The sequence below is a fragment of the Streptomyces sp. 4F14 genome (assembly GCF_048159485.1).
In the GTDB taxonomy this organism is placed as follows: Bacteria; Actinomycetota; Actinomycetes; order Streptomycetales; family Streptomycetaceae; genus Streptomyces.
On record NZ_JBLRVY010000004.1, the window covers coordinates 14,482 to 32,713 of the forward strand.

Annotated in this window: 17 protein-coding genes; 3 read left to right on the forward strand and 14 right to left on the reverse strand. The window is 72.2% G+C overall.

Annotation, left to right across the window (positions count from 1 at the left end; translation table 11 throughout):
* The first annotated feature begins 5 nt into the window (after positions 1-5).
* Complete coding sequence (locus tag ACLZOT_RS07055; RefSeq protein ID WP_416967876.1) at positions 6-521, forward strand: winged helix-turn-helix transcriptional regulator; 516 nt, start codon at positions 6-8, stop codon at positions 519-521.
* 18 nt (positions 522-539) lie between these two features.
* Here ACLZOT_RS07055 and ACLZOT_RS07060 read toward each other — a convergent pair whose 3' ends face one another.
* Complete coding sequence (locus ACLZOT_RS07060) at positions 540-1,943, reverse strand: MFS transporter (protein ID WP_416967877.1); 1,404 nt, start codon at positions 1,941-1,943, stop codon at positions 540-542.
* Positions 1,944-2,144: 201 nt separating this feature from the next.
* Here ACLZOT_RS07060 and ACLZOT_RS07065 point away from each other — a divergent pair, with 201 nt between their 5' ends.
* Positions 2,145-2,957 (forward strand): thioesterase family protein, encoded by an 813-nt coding sequence (locus ACLZOT_RS07065; protein ID WP_416967878.1) that lies wholly within the window; start codon positions 2,145-2,147, stop codon positions 2,955-2,957.
* Positions 2,958-3,008: 51 nt separating this feature from the next.
* Here the strand turns inward: ACLZOT_RS07065 and ACLZOT_RS07070 are convergent, their stop codons facing one another.
* From ACLZOT_RS07070 to ACLZOT_RS07115, 10 genes are read right to left on the reverse strand one after another with little or no spacing between them, the layout of a single operon-like run.
* Positions 3,009-4,022 carry a methyltransferase gene (locus tag ACLZOT_RS07070; RefSeq protein WP_416967879.1) on the reverse strand — a complete coding sequence of 338 codons (1,014 nt, stop codon included), beginning with the start codon at positions 4,020-4,022 and terminating at the stop codon, positions 3,009-3,011.
* 17 nt (positions 4,023-4,039) lie between these two features.
* On the reverse strand, positions 4,040-4,930 hold the full coding sequence (locus ACLZOT_RS07075; RefSeq protein ID WP_416967880.1) for an alpha/beta fold hydrolase: 891 nt from the start codon (positions 4,928-4,930) through the stop codon (positions 4,040-4,042).
* A gap of 12 nt (positions 4,931-4,942) precedes the next feature.
* On the reverse strand, positions 4,943-6,178 hold the full coding sequence (locus ACLZOT_RS07080; RefSeq protein ID WP_416967881.1) for a cytochrome P450: 1,236 nt from the start codon (positions 6,176-6,178) through the stop codon (positions 4,943-4,945).
* 30 nt (positions 6,179-6,208) lie between these two features.
* Complete coding sequence (locus tag ACLZOT_RS07085) at positions 6,209-6,397, reverse strand: rubredoxin (protein ID WP_416967882.1); 189 nt, start codon at positions 6,395-6,397, stop codon at positions 6,209-6,211.
* Positions 6,394-7,230 carry an alpha/beta fold hydrolase gene (locus tag ACLZOT_RS07090; RefSeq protein WP_416967883.1) on the reverse strand — a complete coding sequence of 279 codons (837 nt, stop codon included), beginning with the start codon at positions 7,228-7,230 and terminating at the stop codon, positions 6,394-6,396. Before ACLZOT_RS07090 ends, ACLZOT_RS07085 begins: the two co-directional genes overlap by 4 nt.
* A complete protein-coding gene (locus ACLZOT_RS07095; protein WP_416967884.1) occupies positions 7,227-8,318 on the reverse strand; it encodes a fatty acid desaturase in 1,092 nt (363 codons plus the stop codon). The genes ACLZOT_RS07090 and ACLZOT_RS07095 overlap by 4 nt, the downstream gene beginning before the upstream one ends.
* A 2-nt stretch (positions 8,319-8,320) precedes the next feature.
* On the reverse strand, positions 8,321-8,620 hold the full coding sequence (locus ACLZOT_RS07100) for an acyl carrier protein (RefSeq protein WP_416967885.1): 300 nt from the start codon (positions 8,618-8,620) through the stop codon (positions 8,321-8,323).
* Between the two features lie 25 nt (positions 8,621-8,645).
* The gene (locus ACLZOT_RS07105; RefSeq protein ID WP_416967886.1) at positions 8,646-9,602 is read right to left on the reverse strand and encodes an acyl-CoA desaturase; all 957 of its coding nucleotides are present in this window, start codon (positions 9,600-9,602) and stop codon (positions 8,646-8,648) included.
* Positions 9,603-9,606: 4 nt separating this feature from the next.
* Positions 9,607-10,524 carry an acyl-CoA desaturase gene (locus ACLZOT_RS07110; protein ID WP_416967887.1) on the reverse strand — a complete coding sequence of 306 codons (918 nt, stop codon included), beginning with the start codon at positions 10,522-10,524 and terminating at the stop codon, positions 9,607-9,609.
* A 14-nt stretch (positions 10,525-10,538) separates the two neighbouring features.
* Positions 10,539-12,260, reverse strand: a complete 1,722-nt coding sequence (locus ACLZOT_RS07115; protein ID WP_416967888.1) for a fatty acyl-AMP ligase — start codon at positions 12,258-12,260, stop codon at positions 10,539-10,541.
* A 153-nt stretch (positions 12,261-12,413) separates the two neighbouring features.
* On the opposite strand from ACLZOT_RS07115, the gene ACLZOT_RS07120 reads away from it, so the two are divergent.
* The gene (locus ACLZOT_RS07120) at positions 12,414-13,229 is read left to right on the forward strand and encodes a class I SAM-dependent methyltransferase (protein ID WP_416967889.1); all 816 of its coding nucleotides are present in this window, start codon (positions 12,414-12,416) and stop codon (positions 13,227-13,229) included.
* Here the strand turns inward: ACLZOT_RS07120 and meaB are convergent.
* Genes meaB through ACLZOT_RS07135 form a run of 3 tightly spaced genes read right to left on the reverse strand, consistent with a single transcriptional unit; the run spans position 13,223 to position 18,161 of the window.
* Entirely contained in the window at positions 13,223-14,200 is a 978-nt protein-coding gene (gene meaB, locus ACLZOT_RS07125; protein WP_416967890.1) for a methylmalonyl Co-A mutase-associated GTPase MeaB, read from the reverse strand. The two genes, ACLZOT_RS07120 and meaB, sit on opposite strands and share 7 nt — an antisense overlap.
* Positions 14,197-16,371, reverse strand: coding sequence for a methylmalonyl-CoA mutase (gene scpA, locus ACLZOT_RS07130; protein WP_416967891.1), 2,175 nt, complete (start codon positions 16,369-16,371; stop codon positions 14,197-14,199). The genes meaB and scpA overlap by 4 nt, the downstream gene beginning before the upstream one ends.
* A complete protein-coding gene (locus tag ACLZOT_RS07135; RefSeq protein ID WP_416967892.1) occupies positions 16,371-18,161 on the reverse strand; it encodes a methylmalonyl-CoA mutase family protein in 1,791 nt (596 codons plus the stop codon). The genes scpA and ACLZOT_RS07135 overlap by 1 nt, the downstream gene beginning before the upstream one ends.
* Positions 18,162-18,232: the final 71 nt, after the last annotated feature.

Genomic DNA, 18,232 nt, shown 5'->3' on the forward strand with positions numbered 1-18,232 from the left:
TCCCTATGGGAACTGGTGAGCTTCCTCAGAAGCGGCTTCCGGCACGGGTCGACAGCCCGAGCGGGCCCGGCAGGCCGTGCTCGATCGCCGAGGCGTTGAAGATCGTCGGGGAGCGCTGGGCGCTGCTCGCGGTGCGGGAGATCGGGTTCGGCAATCACCGTTTCGATCAGCTCGCGACCAACACCGGTGCGTCCCGGGACATCCTCACCGCGCGTCTGCGCTCGTTGGAGGCTGCCGGTGTCATCTACCGGAGCCTGTACAACGAGCGCCCGCCGCGCTATCAGTACCACCTCACCGAGGCGGGGCGTGATCTGTTCCCGGTGCTGGCGGCGCTGCGGGACTGGGGGAACCGCTGGCTGGTCGAGGAGAAGCCGACCGTCGTCGAGCACACCTGCGGCCACGAGTTGCGGGTCGTGTCGGCGTGCGAGCACTGCGGTGGCCGGCTCGATGCCCGGGGCGGCCCGTCGGTGGCGCGTTTCCAGGCTCCCGGCTGGACGGTGTCGGGGCCCGTCGAGGGCTGACCGGCGGGGCCGGGGCGTTCAGTCCGCACGGCGGCGGAAGGTCCGGCCGACGCACAGGCAGGCCAGGCCGGTGAGTGCGGCGCATCCCCCGGTGAACCACCAGCCGCGGTCGAAGGCGCTCTCGGTCGCGGACGCGTCGGCGTCCAGGATCGCCACCAGGAGCGCCACGCCCAGGACGGAGCCGAGCTGGCGGGCCATCGTGACCACTCCGGAGCCGGTGGAGAAGCTCTGCGGGGGGACGGCGGTGACGCCCGCGCCGATCAGGGTGGGCATGGTCAGGCCGACGCCGATGCCGGTGAGCATCATGCCGGGCAGCATTCCTGTCGCGTAGCCGGAGTCCGTGTGCATCGCGGCGAGCCACCAGGCGATGCCGGCGACGAAGACGACGCAGCCGGCGAAGGAGACGAGGGCCGCTCCGAAGCGGCGGACGATGCCGGCCGCGCTGAGGGCGAGGATGGGCACCATGAGGGGTCCGGGCGCGAGCCCGAGGCCGGTGGCGAGCGGCGACCAGTCCCAGACGTTCTGCAGCCACAGCACGCAGGACAGCAGCAGGGCGGCGAACGGGACGGCGAACAGGAGGCTGGCGAGGGAGGCGGTGGCGAAGGTCGGCAGCCGCAGCAGTTCCAGCGGGAGCACCGGGGACGCGGCTCGTGCGGAGCGCAGCACGAACAGGGCGAGCAGGAGGATGCCGCCGACCAGCGAGCCGATCACCTCGGCCGAGGCCCATCCCCACTCGGGGCTCTTGACCAGGCCGAGGGCGAGGACGCCGATCGCCGCCGTGAAGAGTGCCGCTCCGAGCAGGTCGGGCAGGTCGGCCTTGGTCCGGCGCGGGGTGCGCGGGAGCATGCGGGGGCCGGCGATCAGGACGGCGAGGCCGATCGGGACGTTCACGAGGAAGACCCAGCGCCAGTTGATCTCGGTGAGCAGTCCGCCGGCGGCGGGTCCCAGGGTGGCGATGCCGCTGACGGCCGTCCAGCCGCGGATGGCGCCCAGGCGCTTCTCCGGGGGCGCCGCCGCCAGGAGCAGGCCGAGGGAGGCCGGGATGAGGGCGGCGGCGCCTGCGGCCTGGAGTCCGCGCAGGGCCACCAGGGTCCAGATGTTCGGTGCGAGGGTGCAGGCGAGGGAGGCGAGGGTGAAGACGGCGGTGCCGGCCAGGTAGGTGGCCCGGGCGCCGAAGCGGTCGGCGAAGTTGCCCGCCGGGACCAGGAGGGCGGCGAAGACCACCGCGTAGGCGTTGAGCACCCAGGAGACGGAGGAGAGGGGGGCGTTGTCGAGGTCGCTGCCGATCTGGGGCAGGGCGACGTTGACGATGAAGAGGTCGAGATTGGCCATGAGGACCCCTGCCGCCACGACGGCGAACACGAGCCCGAAGCCGGCCGGTCGAGGTGCTGCCCGCTCGGTGGCGGAGTCCTGGAGTGTCACGGTGCCTCGCAGTCGGCAGTGGGTTGGGATGTCCAACTAACTGGGTCGCCGATGATGCTAGCCAGGGTTCGTTGGACATGGCAACCAACCCGGCGCGTCGTGAACTTCCCCACACCAGACGGGATGTGACGATGCGCCATTGCGCAGGAGGCGTGTGGTGCCTACGGTCGGTCGCATGTTCCAACTGACGAGGACCGGGCCGTGACGACCGCACCGGCGGAGTCTCCCGGCCGCCTGCTCGCGCACGGATTCGACGGCCCCGTCGAGGCCGCGCCCCATCTGTGGGGTTTCGGCGGGCTGCACGGCGGGCTGGCACTGGCCCTGCTGACGTCGTCGATGCGCGGGTCGGTGCCGGCCGGCGCCGAGCTGCGTACCGTGACGGCCCGCTTCCACCGCCCGCTCACCGAACGCTTCGACGTGGAGACGTCGGTGCTGCGGCCCGGCACGGTGACCACGCTCACCGCCCGAGCCCTGCGGGCGGACGGCGGGACAGGGCCGGAGGCCGACGCGACGGCGACCTTCGCGCCCCGGCGCCCGGCCGGGGCCGCGCCGGTGAGTCCCGCGCCGCCGAGCGCGCCGCCGCCGTCGGCCTGCGAACTCTTCACCATCCCGCCCGAGTTCGTGCCCATCTCCACGTTCATGGAGATCCGGCCCGTCGGCCCCAACCGGCCCTACACGGGCTGTACGGAACCCGAACTGACCGCCTGGATCCGGTTCACCGAGGACGACCTGCCGCCGGACACCAGCCGCTTCCTGACCCTGATGGACGCGCTCGCGCCGTCCTACGCCGCCGTCCTCACCGATCTGCGGCACGTCCCCACGCTGGAGCTCACCGTCCGTCCCGCGCCGGGACTGGCCCAGGCGTCCTCGCCCTGGATCCTGCTGCACGCCCGGACCCACCGGGCCGACGCCGGGGGCTGGGTCGACGAGCACATCGACGCCTGGGACGAGACGGGCACGCACCTGGGCTCCGGGTATCAACTGCGGCTCGTGCGCCCGCCGTCGGGCACCTGAGCGGCGCGGAAGGCACGCCGGGAGCGGGGAACGCCCGCTCCCGGCGGTCCGTCAGGCGGCCGGGACCGCTTCCAGCCGGGTGAAGCCCAGCTCTCCGAGCGGGCCGCTGACCGAGGCGAGCGTGAAGCCGGCCCGGGCGAACAGATCCCGGTACTCGTCCTCGGTGCGTTCACGGCCGCCGGTCAGGACGAGCATCAGCATGTCGGCGAGGAGGGCGCGGCGGTGTTCCGCGTCGACGACGTCGGGGATCACGCGCTCGAAGACGATCAGGCGGCCGTCCGGTTTGATCGAGGCGCGGATGCCGCGCAGGATGCGCAGCGACTTGTCGTCGTCCCAGTCGTGCAGGATCAGTTTCATGACGTACGCGTCCGCGCCTTCCGGCACCGATTCGAAGAAGTTGCCCGCCCGTACGGTGGCGCGGTCGGCGACGCCGGCGGCCTCCAGGGTCGCGGCGGCCTCCGTGACGCCGGTCGGCATGTCGTAGACGACGCCGGCCGTGCCGGGGGCGGAGCGGAGGATCTCGGCGAGGAAGACACCGCTGCCTCCGCCGACGTCGACGACCGTGTGGAAGCGGGTGAAGTCGCAGCCGGTGATGAGGGAGGCCGCGGTCTCGCTGGTCATCCTGCCCATCGCCCCGTTGAGTTTCGCGGCCTCCTCGGGGTGCCGGCCCAGGTAGGCGAAGGCGGGCATGCCGTAGTTGTGCTCGAAGGCGGTGTCGCCGGTCCGCAGGGAGTGGGCGACGTCGCCCCAGGAGGACCAGGCGCCGGCCGAGCACAGGAACCGGAACACGTCCCGGACGCTGCCGGGGGTGCCGGTGCGCAGGTCGCCGCCGAGTGCGGTGAGTTCGAAGCGGTCCGGCCCGGTCTGGGTCACGACGCCCAGGGTCGCGAGGACCCTCAGCAGGCGCAGGACGGACGGGCCGTGCGTGCCGGTCTCCTCGGCGAGCTGTCCGCTGGACCTCGGGCCCTCGGCGAGCCGGTCGATGAGGTCCAGGTCCGTCGCCACGTGCAGGATCTGCGCCGACATGTACTCCCAGGCGATGTCGGTCAGTGGTGAGCGCGCCATGTGTGGCTCCCTGGCTCTCAGTTGAAGAAGTCGGCGAACGCGGCGAGCACGGCCTCGGGCTGCTCCTCGACGAGGTAGTTGCGCGAGTCCTTGATCTCGGCGACCCGCACGTTGGTGCCCGAGGCGGTCAGTGCCTTCTCCATGTAGGCGTGAAAGGGGCCGTAGGCGAGGCCCAGGAGTTCCACGGTGACCTTCGGGTAGGAGAGGAAGTCGGCGATGTCCTGCTGGTAGGTCTGGAACCAGCCGGTGCTGGCGCGGACCGCGCCGGGGGCGTCGTACGCCTGGGCGTAGACCCGCCGGTCGAAGTCCGTGATCGCGTCCGGGTTGACCAGGCTGATGCCGAACATGTAGTCGATGATGTGCCGGGAGCGGCCGGCGAGGAGCTGCTCCGGCAGGTCTTTGACCTGGTTGAAGGCGAGCCACCAGCGGTGCGGCGGGGCGTCGCCGGGGCGGGGCACCATCGGGAAGTCGTAGTAGCTCTCGTCGATGTGGGTGGTGTTGAGGATCGCCGCCTTCTCGACGGCCTCGGGGTGGTTGGCGGCGCAGGCGTGGGCGACCATGGCGCCGATGCCGTGGCCGGCGATCGCGGCCTTCTCGTGGCCGAGGTGGTGGATCAGTTCCTTGATGTCGCGGGCCATCGTCTTCTTCTCGAAGCCGGAGTCCGGTTTCGAGGAGGCGCCCATGCCGCGGATGTCGACGGCGATCACCTGGTGGCGTTCGGCGAGCGTGGGCATCAGCTTGCGGTACTCCCACCAGGTCTCCGGCCAGCCCGGCAGAAGCACCAGCGGCGGGCCCTCTCCCCCGCTGACGTAGTGCAGGCGGACTCCGTTGACCTCGGCGAACGCGCTGGTGAAGGAGCCGAGCGAGGAGGCCAGCTCCTGGTCGGTGATCGTGCGGTCCGTGGACATCTGCACTCCCTGCTACTTGACGGTGACGGGCAGCCGTTCGTGGCCGCGCTGGACGATCTGGTCGCGGAAGGAGGCGCCCTTGGCGAGGGCCAGACCCGGAAGCCGGTCGAACAGGCGCGGCAGCACCGACTCGACGGACATCCGGGCCAGCGCCGCGCCCAGGCAGTAGTGGCTGCCGGCGCTGAGGGTCAGCGGCTGGTTGTCGCGGCGGGTGGGGTCGAAGACGGCGGGGTCGGTGAAGCGCCGGGGGTCGCGGTTGCCCGCCGCGATGAGCAGGGTCAGCGGGGTGCCCTTCGCCACCGGCAGGCCGAAGAACTCGAAGTCCCGTGACGCCACCCGGTTCAGGGCCTGGACGGCGGGGTCGAAGCGGAAGGACTCGTCGACGAAGCCCGCGGTGAACTCCGGGTCGGTGCGCAGCCGTTCGTGGTGGCCGGGGTGCTCGATCGCCAGCCGTACGGTGTTGCTGATCAGGTCCATGGGGGCCTCGGTGGCCGCGACGATGAGCAGCATGAGGTTGGCGACCAGTTCCTCTTCCGTGATCTGTCCGCCCTCGTCCAACGCCCGGATCCAGCCGCTCGTCATGTCGGGGCCGGGGGCGGCGCGCAGGCGGGCCACGAGGGCGTAGAAGTACTCGGCGAAGCGTTCCATCGCCCGGTCGCCGGGGACCAGGACGTTCAGGTCGCCGATCGGGTCGAGGGCGAGGGTGATCGCGCCGATGTCCTCGCGCATGCCGGGCTGGTCCTCGGGCGGGATCCCGAGGAGTTCGCCGATGACGCCGATCGCGTAGCGGTAGGAGAACTCGCCGACCAGGTCGACGGTGCCGCCGTCGGCGCCCGCCCGGGCGAGGTGGTCCACGGCGTCGCCGGCGAGCCGGTCGACCGTCGTGCGCAGGGCGACGACGCGCTGGGCGGAGAAGGCGTTGCCGAAGAAGCGGCGCAGGCGCTCGTGCCTCGGGTCGTTGCTGAACAGCATGTTCCGGGTGAGCCAGCGCCAGGAGGCGTGCTCGCGCCAGCCGGGCAGGCGCTGGTCCTGGACGGCGTCGTCGGTGGAGAGCAGGAGGGCGGGTTCGCGCAGGGCCTTGGCGCATTCGGCGTGGCCGGTGACGAAGACGTGGGTGCCGCCGATGTCCACCAGCGGGCCGTGCGCCCGCATCTCCTCGTACAGCGGGTAGGGGTTCTGTTTCCCCTCGTACGACAGCAGCCGGATCATGATGTCCAGCGGGTCGCGCAGGGTGGTCGTACCGTCCATGGGCACTCCTGGTCTCAGGGGCGGAGCGGGTCACAGGGGGGCGACGACGAAGTCCTCTTTGCTCACGCCGCAGTCGGGGCAGGTCCAGTCGTCGGGGATGTCCTCCCAGGCGGTGCCGGGCGGGATGCCCTCCTCGGGCAGGCCGAGGTCCTCGTAGTAGACCCAGCCGCAGATCAGGCACATCCAGGCGCGGCCCACGACTTCCTTCGTGCTGTTCACAGGACGTTCTCCTCAGCGTGCTCGGCGACGAACGCCGCCGTCGTCTCCTTGGTCTCGGCGGCCATCAGGATTCCCAGGTGTCCGCTGCCGGGGACGCTGCGCAGCCGGGCGCGGGGCAGTCCGGCGGCGATCGTCTCGGCCTCCGCGAACGGGACGACCGGGTCGTGGGGGTCGGCGACGACCAGGACGGGTGCGGTGAGTCTGCGGCCGTGCGGGAGCAGGTCCCAGTGGGTGACGGGGACGCCGTTGCGCCGGTGCAGTTCGGCGCGGATCAGGTCGGCGGTCCTGGTCGGGAGCCGGCCGGTCGCCCACCGGTCCAGGACTCCGCCGAGGGTGCGGGTGGGGGCGACCAGGGTGAGGCTGTCGATCCGCTGGTGGGGGCGGCCCGCGAGGGCGGCGGCGGTGACGATGGAGCCGAGGGAGTGCGCCACGGCCGCCCGGACGGGGCCGAGCGTGTCCAGGACCGCGCCCAGGGCGTCGACGTACTCGGTCATGGTGGCCTGGGTCCCCGCCGACACGCCGTGCCCGGGGGCGTCGAAGGCGGCGACCCGGTAGCCGAGGGCGCGCAGCGGGCCGATCAGGCTGTGCATGCTGCTGGAGTCGGCGCCCCAGCCGTGCACGAGCAGCGCGGTGGGGGCGTCGTCGGGGCCCCAGAGGTAGCCCTCGCGGACGCGGGGCGCTCCCGGTACGGGGAAGGTGCGGGCGCCCAGCGGGGGCAGGTCGTCGGGGTGGATGCCGAAGGCGCGGGTGGTGCTGAACGCGTCGGTGGCCCGGCGGCCGGCCGGCCCGGGGGCCAGGGCGCCGGCCGCCGCGTACGCGAGGCGCCGGATCACGCGGTGGGCGCCTTGGAGCGGTCCCGCGCCGGTACGGGACGGTTGCCGAAGTCGGTGTAGAAGCCGGACTCCGTGTCGTAGAAGTGGCAGTCGCGCAGGATGCGCCAGAGTTCGCCGAAGGTGAAGCGGCGTTCGCGGACCATGCCCGGGTACGCCTTCTTGAGGGCTTCCTGCGCCTTGGGCAGGTGGTAATACGGCACCGCCGGGATGACGTGGTGGGCGGTGTGGATGGAGATGTTGTGGGTGAGGAAGAGCAGCCAGCGCGGGTAGGTGTAGTCGGTGGTCACCAGGAGGCGGCCGGCGTTGCGGGTCCAGTGCTCCCCGGACAGGTAGGGGATGTCGCTGGTGCTGTGGTGCATGAGGGTGGTGGCGCTGAACCAGGCGTGGATGAACAGCCAGGGGGCCAGGAACATCGTCAGCAGGCCCTGGACGCCGAAGAAGTAGCCGAGTGCGGGGAGGTAGAGGGCGCAGACGACGGCGACCACGACGATCGAGCGGGCCACGTCGCGGCGCATCGCCTTCTTGGGGAAGAAGCCGGGGCGGAAGCCCGAGACCCGCCAGTAGTTGATCGTGCCGAACCAGAAGGCGAAGGTCCGGGTGCCCTTGTAGACGATCTTCTGGCGCAGGGGCATGCCGTCGTACATGCGTCCCGGCAGGGGCCGCCAGTCGGTGTCGAGTTCCAGGTTGTTGGTGTGCGCGTGGTGCAGGTTGTGCACGTGCCGCCACGCGTGGAAGGGGTAGACCAGCGGCAGGAGCGCCGCGTGTCCGATCACCGAGTTGAGGCGGCGGTTGCGGGAGAACGAGCCGTGTCCGCAGTCGTGGGCGATGCAGTGCAGGCCCCAGCCGCCGAGTCCGGCGACCACCCACAGCAGCGGCCACAGGTAGGCGGGGGTGAACGCGGTGCCGAACGCGCCGCCCAGGTACAGCAGCCAGCTCAGCGCGAAGCCGAGCAGGCCGCGGGTGACGTTCGGCTTCAGGTACTCGCTGGGTACGGCCTCCTGGAGCCGCTCCCCCTTCAGCTGGTCCGACTTGCGCATGAACTCGCTGAACTCGGGGCCGGGCGCGGTGGGGAAGGAGTAGGCGGCCACGGTCAGCCCGCCTGTCCGGTGAGCCGCAGCTCCTTGGCCAGGTAGCCGCTGAGCGCGTCGATGGTGGGGTGCTCGTAGAGCAGCGCGGGTGACAGGCGGCGCTCCACGAGCTTCTCCAGGGCGCCGGAGACCTGGACGGCGACCCGTGAGTCGAGCCCGTAGGACTCGAAGGAGGCGGTGGTGTCGACCTCGGCGGGGGTGATGCCGACCCGGCCCGCGAGGTGTTCGACGAGCCAGGTGCGCAGCACGTCCTCGGTGACGGGGCCTTCGGGCAGGGACTGCTTGCGGCTGCGTTTGAACATCGGGATCTCCTTCATGCCTGCGGGGTCATGCCTGCGGAGTACGGGCGTGCCCGCGGCGGCGGGCGGCGATGGTGGCCTTGTCCGGCTGGCGCAGCTCGCGCACGACGCGGACCTTGCCGAGGGCCGTCAGCACCCAGCCGGAGAGGTCCGGCTCCCAGGGGCGTACCGCGTGCTTGTACGAGCCGGGGAAGGCGTGGTGGTTGTTCTGCAGTCCCTCGCCGAAGGTGAAGATGGCGACCGGCCAGTTGTTGGCGCTGCGGTCGCCGTTGTCGAAGGGGCGGCCGCCCCACATGTGCGAGAGGGAGCCGACGCACCAGGCGGCCTGGTTGGCGACGAAGATGCGGGCCAGGCCGCCGAACAGGAACGCGCTGAGGGCCGCGCTGAGGCTGCCGCCGACGACGAGGCCGACGAGGGCGGGGATCAGCAGGCCGAGGCCCAGCCAGTACAGGTAGGTGCGGTGGTAGAACATCAGGCGCCGGTCGCGCAGGACGTCGGGGGCGAACACGGTCCAGCGGGAGGTCTCGTCGCTGAGCATCCAGGGCATGTGGGCGTGCCACAGTCCGCGGAGTTTGCCCAGCACGCCGGGGCCGTGGAGGTTCGGGGAGTGCGGGTCGCCCTCGTGGTCGCTGAAGCGGTGGTGGCGGCGGTGCGTGGTGACCCAGAACATGATGGGGCCCTGGCCGCCCATGGATCCGGCGATCATGAGGGCGCCCTCGAAGAAGCGGGACGTCTTGAAGGACTTGTGGGCGAGGTAGCGGTGGAAGCCGATGGTGATCCCGGCCATGTGGACGGCGTACATGACGCCGAAGAGCGTCCAGTCCAGTGCGGTGACCCGGCCCGCCCACAGCAGGTACAGGGCGGCGGCGAAGCCGATCGCGGGGAGCGTCATCAGGGTGAACGCCGTCACCCACTTGATCCTTCGGCTCGCCGGGTCGAGTTTGACGATGGCCGGCTCCAGGGCCGGACCGGTGGTGGTCGACATGGGACTACCTCCTTGTGTTCTCGGCGGGGCGCCTGCCTCGGTTCGGGTAGCGGACGTTCGTGATCAGTCCGGCGCGGTCGGCGAGTCTGATCACGGTGCCGGTGATGTCGAGCTGCCAGAAGGTGCGCCGGGTGACGGCCAGGGCGGGCTGGGCGTGGTGGTTGTTGTGCCAGGAGCCGCCGACGGAGAAGGGGGCGAGCGCGGCGACGTTGCGGCTGTTGTCCCGGGTCCGGTAGGGGCGGTTGCCGAGGGTGTGGCCGATGGAGTTGACGCCCCAGGTGACCTGGTCGAGGAGGAAGATCCGGGCCAGGCCGCCCCAGAGCAGGCCGCTGAGGGCGCCGGCCGCGGTGCCGCTGACGAGGCCGCCCACGGCGGCGGGCAGGGCGAGGCCGAGGGCCACCCAGGTGAAGTAGTGGCGGTTGAGGCGCATCACGGTGCGGTGGGCCATCAGGTCGGGGACGTGGCCGCTCCAGCCGCTGCGCCGGACGGTGAACAGCCAGCCGACGTGGCCGTGCCACAGTCCGCGCAGCCGGGCGAGGCGGTCCGTGCCGATGGGGCGCGGGGAGTGCGGGTCGCCGTCGGTGTCGGTGTGGGCGTGGTGCATGCGGTGGGTGGCGACCCAGAAGAGGATCGGCCCCTGGGCGGCCATGCTGCCGGCGATGCCCCACAGGGTGGTGACGACGGGTCCCGCGGCGAACGACTTGTGCGAGAAGAAGCGGTGCAGGCCGCCCTCCACGCCGAGCGCCGTGAACAGGTACATGCCGGCCAGCAGGGCGCCGTCGGTCACGGTGAACCCGTGCTGCCAGGAGAAGACGACGGCGGCGACGAAGCCGGCCGCGGGGACGCAGACGGTCAGATAGGCCAGGCGGCGGGCCAGGTGGTCGGTGTCGGACCGGGCGGCCGCGAGCGGCGAGGTGGTCATCGGACCTCCTGGGGTCAGGGCACGACGGGGGTGGCGGCCGGGCGGGGGCGCTCGTGCTTCCCGGCGAGGTGGGCCTCGCGGACCGCGCCGCGCCGCACCTTGCCGCTGGTGGTGACGGGGACGGTGCCGGGCGGGCCGAGGTGGACGGTGCCGGGCGCGATGCCGTGGTCGGCGGTCACGGCGGCGGTGATCTCCCGTGCGGCGCGGGCGAGTTCGTCGTCCGTGCGGACGGCGGTGGGGGTCAGCTCGGCGACGACGACGAGCTCTTCGGTGGCCGCGCCGGGGCGTACGACGCTGAAGGCGGCGGCCCGGCGCAGCCAGTCGCAGGCGGTGAGCGTGGACAGTTCGATGTCCTGCGGGTAGAGGTTGCGGCCGGCGATGACGATGAGGTCCTTGATCCGGCCGGTGATGTACAGCTCGCCGTCGTGGAGGAAGCCGAGGTCTCCGGTGCGCAGCCGGCCCTCGGGGGCGCCGTCCGCGGTGCGGGCGCCGAAGGTGGCGGCGGTGAGTTCGGGGCGCCGGAAGTAGCCGTGGGCCACGCTGGGGCCGCTGACCCAGATCTCGCCGATGTGTCCGTGCGGGGCGGGGAGCAGGGTGTGCGGGTCGACGACGAGGACGTCGTGGCTCTCGGCGACGGCGCCGCAGCTCACCACCTCGACGGCGTCGTCCGCCCAGGGGGTGCCGGCGACCACGCGCCCCTGTTCGAGCCCGGCCCTGCCGAGCCAGCGGGTCGTGACGGGGGTGCGGTCGGGTTTGCCGGAGACGAAGAGGGTGGCTTCGGCCATGCCGTAGCAGGGGATGACGCACTCCTCGTCGTAGCCGGCCGGGCCGAAGCGGTCGCGGAAGCGGTCGAGGGTCGCCTTGAAGACGGGTTCGCTGCCGCAGTAGAGCTGGCGCAGGGTGCTCAGGTCGAGGCCGGCGAGTTCCTCGTCGGTGATCGAGTCGGCGCACAGGTCGAAGGCGAAGTTCGGTGCGACGGAGATGGTGGCCCGGTGGTCGCTGACCGCTTTGAGCCAGCGGTAGGGGCGTTGCACGAAGTGCACCGGGGACAGCAGGACCAGGGGCCAGCCGCCGTGCAGGGACAGCATGATCGTGCCCATCAGGCCCATGTCGTGGTAGGGCGGCAGCCAGCTGACTCCGAGGCGGTCCGGCACTTCGCCCATGTTGGCTTCCAGGGCGCGGCAGTTGCTGACGAGGTTCTCGTGCGTCAGCACGATGCCCTTCGGGTCGCCGGTGGAGCCGGAGGTGTACTGGATCAGCGCGGGTTCGTCGGCTCCCACCGGGTGGTACGGGGCGCTCGCGGACGGGTCGGCGGCGTCGATGTCGTCCAGGGTGAGGACGCGGACGCCGGACAGCGGCGGCGCGGCCATGGCCTCGCTCTGGAGGTGGTGGCCCGCCATGATGACCGTGTCGGGGCGGCAGTCCTCGATGATCGACACGAAGCGGCTGGACGCCTTGCGGCCGAACGGGGGGAAGGACGGGACGGCGACCGCGCCGGCCTGGAAGATGCCGAACAGGGCCGCGATGTACGGCAGTCCGGGGTCCAGGGCGAGGACCACCCGCTGCCCGGTGCGGTCCCCCAGCCGCTCGGCGACCTGGGCCGCGTGCCGGGCGAGGTCGTGGTAGGTCCAGTCGACGGCGCTGTCCGCGGTGCCGTCGGCGAGGAACCGGTAGGCGAGCGCGGGCGGCTCGGTCAGCCGCTCACGCAGGATGTCGGGGAGCGTCATCAGGCGCATCAGCAGTCCCTTCGGGGAAGGTCGGTCCCCAGAAGATGCCGCCGGCGCGGGCTGGTCAACGGCTGCCCGGTGTTCTCTGTTCCGGTGCACAAAGCCCCGTACAGGCGTTGTTGGCCTGCACGGGGTGCGGGGCCGGTGTGGGAGGGTGGCCGGATGGCCGAGTTCCGATCCGATCTGTATCAGGGCACCGCCGGTCACTACGAGCGTTTCCGGCTGCCCTACCCGGAGGTGCTGCTCGCCGATCTCCTGCGCCGTACGGCCCCCTCCGGGCGGGGGCGGCTGGTGGATCTGGCCTGTGGGACCGGGCAGCTCGCCTTTCCGCTGCGCGAGCGGTTCGCGGAGGTGTGGGCAGTGGACGCCGAGGCCGGCATGACGCGGGTGGTCGAGGCCAAGGCGGCGGCTGTCGGTGCGGTGCGGGTGCGGGCGGTCACCGCGGCGGCCGAGGAGGTGGAGGTGGCGGCGGGGAGCGTGGAGCTCGTCGTCGTCGGGAACGCCTTTCACCGGCTGCGCCGTGATGTGGTCGCCCGGCGGGTGCTGGAGTGGCTCGAACCCGGTGGTCATCTGGCGCTGTGCTGGTCGACGAGTCCGTGGGCCGGTGAGCGGGAGTGGCAGCGGGACTTCTGGGGTCTGCTGCTGCGGTGGCAGGAGGAGCTGGGGGCGGTGGGGCGGGTTCCTTCAGGGGCCGGGAAGCGGCGGGAGGCGGATCCCGATCGGGAGGTGCTGGCCCGTGCGGGGTTCGGGCCCGTCGAGCGGTACGTGTTCGCGGTCGAGCACCGGTGGACGGTCGACGAGCTGGCCGGGCATGTCCGGTCGACGTCGTTCCTGCCGCCGGCCGTGCTCGGGGACCGTGGCCCCGCGTTCGACGCCGAACTGCGGGCCGTGCTCGGCCCCCACACGGTCGGCGGGCGGCTGGTGGAGACGGTGGGCTTCGCCTACGACCTGGCCCGCAGGCCGGTCGCCGGCTACTGACTCCGGAACGCCTCCAGGAGCTGTTCGGCGGCCGTCGCCGGGGTCAGGGTGCCGGTGCGGATCTGTTTCTCCAGGGTGGGGGTCAGGGCGCGGACCGCGGGGTGGGTGTGCAGGCGGGTGAGGAGTTCGTCGTGGGCCATCGACCAGGCCCAGGCGACCTGCTGCTCCTGGCGGCGTGCGGTGAGGCGGCCGGTGGAGTCGAGCAGGGTGCGGTGCTGTTCGAGGCGCTCCCACAGGGTGTCCAGGCCAGTCTGCTCGCGGGCGCTGCAGCTGAGGACGGGTGGGGTCCAGGGGGCGTCGCGGCCGTGGATCAGGCGCAGGGCGCCGGTCAGTTCGCGGGCGGCGGTGCGGGCGTCCTGTTCGTGGGGGCCGTCGGCCTTGTTGACGGCGATGACGTCCGCGAGTTCCAGGACGCCCTTCTTGATGCCCTGGAGCTGGTCGCCCGTGCGGGCCAGGGTCAGCAGCAGGAAGGAGTCCGTCATGTCGGCGACGGCCGTCTCGGACTGGCCGACGCCGACGGTCTCGACGAGGACGACGTCGTACCCGGCTGCCTCCATCACCACCATCGACTCGCGGGTCGCCCGCGCCACCCCGCCGAGCGTGCCCGAGGTCGGGGAGGGGCGGACGAAGGCGGCGGGGTCGACCGCGAGGCGTTCCATGCGGGTCTTGTCGCCGAGGATCGAGCCTCCGGTGCGGGTCGAGGAGGGGTCGACGGCGAGGACGGCGACGCGGTGGCCCCTGCCGGTGAGCAGGGTGCCGAACGCGTCGATGAACGTCGACTTCCCCACCCCGGGGACGCCGCTGACGCCGATGCGGCGGGAGCGGCCGCTGTGCGGGAGGAGGGCGGTGAGGAGTTCCTGTGCGGGGGCGCGGTGGCGGGGGTGCACGGACTCGACCAGGGTGATCGCGCGGGCGATCACCGCCCGCCGCCCCTCCAGGACGCCCTTGACGTAGGCGTCGACGTCCGTCACAGCGTGTGTCCCAGGCCCGCCGCCAGCCGCTGGACCAGGTCGTGGGCCGCGTCCGGGATGACCGTGCCCGGCGGGAAGACGGCCGCCGCGCCCATCTCCAGGAGTGTGGGGACGTCCTGCGGGGGGATCACTCCGCCGACCACGATCATGATGTCCTCGCGGCCCTCCGCGGCGAGTTCCTCGCGCAGGGCGGGGACGAGGGTGAGGTGGCCGGCCGCGAGGGAGGACACGCCGACGATGTGGACGTCCGCCTCGACGGCCTGGCGGGCGACCTCGGCGGGGGTCTGGAAGAGGGGGCCGACGTCGACGTCGAAACCGAGGTCGGCGAACGCCGTCGCGATGACCTTCTGGCCCCGGTCGTGGCCGTCCTGGCCCATCTTGGCGACCAGGATGCGGGGGCGGCGGCCCTCCGCCTCGGCGAAGGCGTCGACCAGGGTGCGGGTGCGTTCCACGTTCGCGGACTCCCCTGCCTCGTTGCGGTACACACCGGAGATCGTACGGATGCGGCCCGCGTGGCGGCCGTACACCTTCTCCAGGGCGTCCGAGATCTCGCCGACCGTGGCCTTGGCGCGGGCGGCGCGTACGGCGAGTTCGAGGAGGTTGCCCTCGCCGCCGGCGGCGCGGGTGAGGTCGTCGAGGGCGTGGCGGCACGCCTGTTCGTCGCGTTCGGCGCGCAGGCGGCGGAGTTTGTCGAGCTGGCGGGTGCGGACGGCGGAGTTGTCTACGCGCAGGACCTCGATGTCCTCGTCCGAGGCGACCCGGTACTTGTTGACGCCGATGACGGGCTGGCGGCCGGAGTCGATGCGGGCCTGGGTGCGGGCGGCGGCCTCTTCGACGCGGAGTTTGGGGATGCCCTCGTCGATGGCCCGTGCCATGCCGCCGGCCTGCTCGACCTCCTGGATGTGCTGCCAGGCGCGGCGGGCGAGGTCGTGGGTGAGGCGTTCGACGTAGGCGCTGCCGCCCCAGGGGTCGATGACCCGGGTGGTGCCGGACTCCTGCTGGATGAGGAGCTGGGTGTTGCGGGCGATGCGGGCGGAGAAGTCGGTGGGCAGGGCGAGGGCCTCGTCGAGGGCGTTGGTGTGCAGGGACTGGGTGTGGCCCTGGGTGGCGGCCATCGCCTCGACGCAGGTGCGGGTGACGTTGTTGAAGACGTCCTGCGCGGTCAGTGACCAGCCGGAGGTCTGCGAATGAGTGCGCAGGGAGAGGGACTTGCTGTTCTGCGGGTCGAACTGCCTGACGAGTTTCGCCCACAGGAGGCGGGCTGCGCGCAGTTTCGCGATCTCCATGAAGAAGTTCATGCCGATCGCCCAGAAGAACGACAGGCGGGGCGCGAACGCGTCGACGTCCAGGCCGGCTTCGCGGCCCGCGCGGATGTACTCGACGCCGTCGGCGAGGGTGTAGGCGAGTTCCAGGTCGGCCGTCGCGCCCGCTTCCTGGATGTGGTAGCCGGAGATGGAGATCGAGTTGTAGCGGGGCATGTTCCGCGAGGTGAAGGCGAAGATGTCGGAGATGATCCGCATCGACGGCTTCGGCGGGTAGATGTACGTGTTGCGGACCATGAACTCCTTGAGGATGTCGTTCTGGATGGTCCCCGCGAGTTTCTCCGCCGCTACGCCCTGCTCCTCCGCCGCGACGATGTAGAGGGCCAGCACCGGCAGGACGGCACCGTTCATCGTCATCGACACGCTCATCCGGTCGAGCGGGATGCCGTCGAAGAGCTGGCGCATGTCGTAGATGGAGTCGATCGCGACGCCCGCCATGCCGACGTCGCCGGTGACGCGCGGGTGGTCGCTGTCGTAGCCGCGGTGGGTGGGCAGGTCGAAGGCGACGGACAGGCCCTTCTGTCCCGCCGCGAGGTTGCGGCGGTAGAACGCGTTCGACTCCTCGGCCGTGGAGAAGCCGGCGTACTGGCGGACCGTCCACGGCTGGTTGACGTACATCGTCGGGTAGGGGCCGCGCAGGAAGGGGGCCGCGCCCGGGTAGGTGGACAGGAAGTCCAGGCCCTCCAGGTCGTGGGCCGTGTACAGCGGTTTGACCGGGATGCCCTCGGGGGTCTCCCACACCAGGCCGCCGCCGTCGGAGGCGCGTTTGAGCGCCGCGTCCCATTCCGCCGGGCCGCCGTCCGGGGACGGCTCACCCAGAGCGATCCCGGAGAAGTCGGGGATCCCCATCACGACACTCCCAAACGGTCGAGAACAGCCGACAGGGCAGCGACCGCGTCGCAGCCCGCGAAGACGTACGAGTCGACGCCGGGGTACGCGCCCCGGCCCGCCAGGGACACGTGCGTGGCGCCCCCGGACCTGAGGGTTGCGGCCGTCTCGGCCGCCTGTTCCTCGTACACCGCGTCGCTGGAGCACAGGCATGCCTCGCGGGTGCCGCTCTCCTCGAAGGTGCCCTCGGTGACGGGTTCGATGCCGCCCGCCTGGAACAGGCTCGCGGCGAAGGTGAGGCGGGCGGTGTGCGCGGCGGCGGTGCCGAGGGCCGCGAGGTAGACGCGGGGGCGGGCGCCGGTCGCGGCGAGGTGGGCGTCGGAGCGGGCGCGCAGGGCCTCGAACGCCTCGTCGCGGCGCACGCGCGGGAGGCCGCCGGACGGGGGCGCCGGGGCGGGGGCGCGGGTGACGGGCTTCTCGGCGAGGTGCGGGAACTCGCTGACGCCGGTGATGGGTTCGCGGCGTTTCGCCAGGTTCCTGGAGCGCTGCTGCCAGGTCGCGGCGAGGTCGTCGGCGAGGCGGCCCGAGCGCAGGACCGTGGTCATGCCGCCGTCGCCTTCGATGCCCTGGAAGAACTCCCAGGCGGCGTGGGCGAGTTCGTCGGTGAGGCGCTCCACGTACCAGGAGCCGCCCGCCGGGTCGATGACCTTCGCCAGGTTCGACTCCTCGATGAGGATCGTGGAGGTGTTGCGGGCCACGCGGCGCGCGAACGCGTCGGGGAGGCCGAGGGCCTCGTCGAAGGGGAGGACGGTCACGGCGTCGGCGCCGGCGGTGCCGGCCGCGAGGGCCGCGATCGTGGTGCGGAGCATGTTCACCCAGGGGTCGCGGCGGGTCATCATCACCGGGGAGGTGACCGCGTGCTGGAGCTGGGCGCCCGCGCGGGGGGCGCCGCAGACCTCCGTGACGCGGGACCACAGGCGGCGGGCGGCCCGCAGTTTCGCGATCGTGAGGAACTGGTCGGCACTCGCCGCGTAGCGGAACTCCAGTTGCGCGCACGCCTGTTGGACGGTGAGGCCGGACTCCGTGAGGTCGCGGAGGTAGGTGACGGCCGTGGCGAGGGAGCAGGCGAGCTCCTGGGCGGCCGAGCCGCCCGCCTCGTGGTACGGGAGGGCGTCGACGGTGAGGGCGCGCAGGCCGGGGTGGTGCGCGGTGCACCGGCGGGCGAGGTCGGCGGCGGGGATCTGGGCGGCCTCGCCGGTGCGGGCCTCGTGGCCCAGGGGGTCGGCGCCCAGGTTGCCGCGGGCGGCGTCGCCGGTGACGCCGCGTTCCTCGTACAGGCGCAGCAGTTCCCGGGCGGAGGCGGCCGTGTCCGCTCCCGCGTCGAGGATCACGGGGGCCAGGTCGAGGTAGACGCCGTCCAGGGTGGCCGCGAGGTCCTGCGGCGCGATGCCGGTCAGCCACAGGGACGTGACGCCGTTCTCCAGGTCCGTGAGGACCGCGTCCTTGTCGGCTGCCGTGTGGCGCTGGCGTACGTCCCAGCCGCCCACCGCGTTGCCCTCGGCGCGGGCTCCCCTCGTGAAGGGGGCGAAGCCGGGCAGGCCGGGGTCGGGGGCTGTGTCGTGCGCGGTGTAGAGGGGGCGGGTGCGCAGCCCGTCCTCCAGCGCGGTGGACAGGGCTTCCTCGGCGGCGGTTCCCTCTACGTCCTTGCCCGTCTTGCGCAGGACACCCGCCACGAGGCGCTGCCACTGTTCATGGGGTACGTCAGGGAACTCACCGGCCAGTTCGAGCCCGTCGTCAGGCAGGACCGTCATGGTCGGATGCTAGGACACAGGGCTGAAGCCGCAGCAGAGGGCACGGCTGTGACCTTTCCCTCGGTGTCTTT

Coding starts and splice junctions, on each gene's coding strand:
- ACLZOT_RS07055 (WP_416967876.1), top strand. CDS start 6: ATGGGAACTGGTGAGCTTCCTCAGAAGCGGCTTCCGGCACGGGTCGAC.
- ACLZOT_RS07070 (WP_416967879.1), bottom strand. CDS start 4,022: ATGGCGCGCTCACCACTGACCGACATCGCCTGGGAGTACATGTCGGCG.
- ACLZOT_RS07075 (WP_416967880.1), bottom strand. CDS start 4,930: ATGTCCACGGACCGCACGATCACCGACCAGGAGCTGGCCTCCTCGCTC.
- ACLZOT_RS07080 (WP_416967881.1), bottom strand. CDS start 6,178: ATGGACGGTACGACCACCCTGCGCGACCCGCTGGACATCATGATCCGG.
- ACLZOT_RS07100 (WP_416967885.1), bottom strand. CDS start 8,620: ATGTTCAAACGCAGCCGCAAGCAGTCCCTGCCCGAAGGCCCCGTCACC.
- ACLZOT_RS07105 (WP_416967886.1), bottom strand. CDS start 9,602: ATGTCGACCACCACCGGTCCGGCCCTGGAGCCGGCCATCGTCAAACTC.
- ACLZOT_RS07110 (WP_416967887.1), bottom strand. CDS start 10,524: ATGACCACCTCGCCGCTCGCGGCCGCCCGGTCCGACACCGACCACCTG.
- ACLZOT_RS07115 (WP_416967888.1), bottom strand. CDS start 12,260: ATGCGCCTGATGACGCTCCCCGACATCCTGCGTGAGCGGCTGACCGAG.
- ACLZOT_RS07120 (WP_416967889.1), top strand. CDS start 12,414: ATGGCCGAGTTCCGATCCGATCTGTATCAGGGCACCGCCGGTCACTAC.
- scpA (WP_416967891.1), bottom strand. CDS start 16,371: ATGGGGATCCCCGACTTCTCCGGGATCGCTCTGGGTGAGCCGTCCCCG.
- ACLZOT_RS07135 (WP_416967892.1), bottom strand. CDS start 18,161: ATGACGGTCCTGCCTGACGACGGGCTCGAACTGGCCGGTGAGTTCCCT.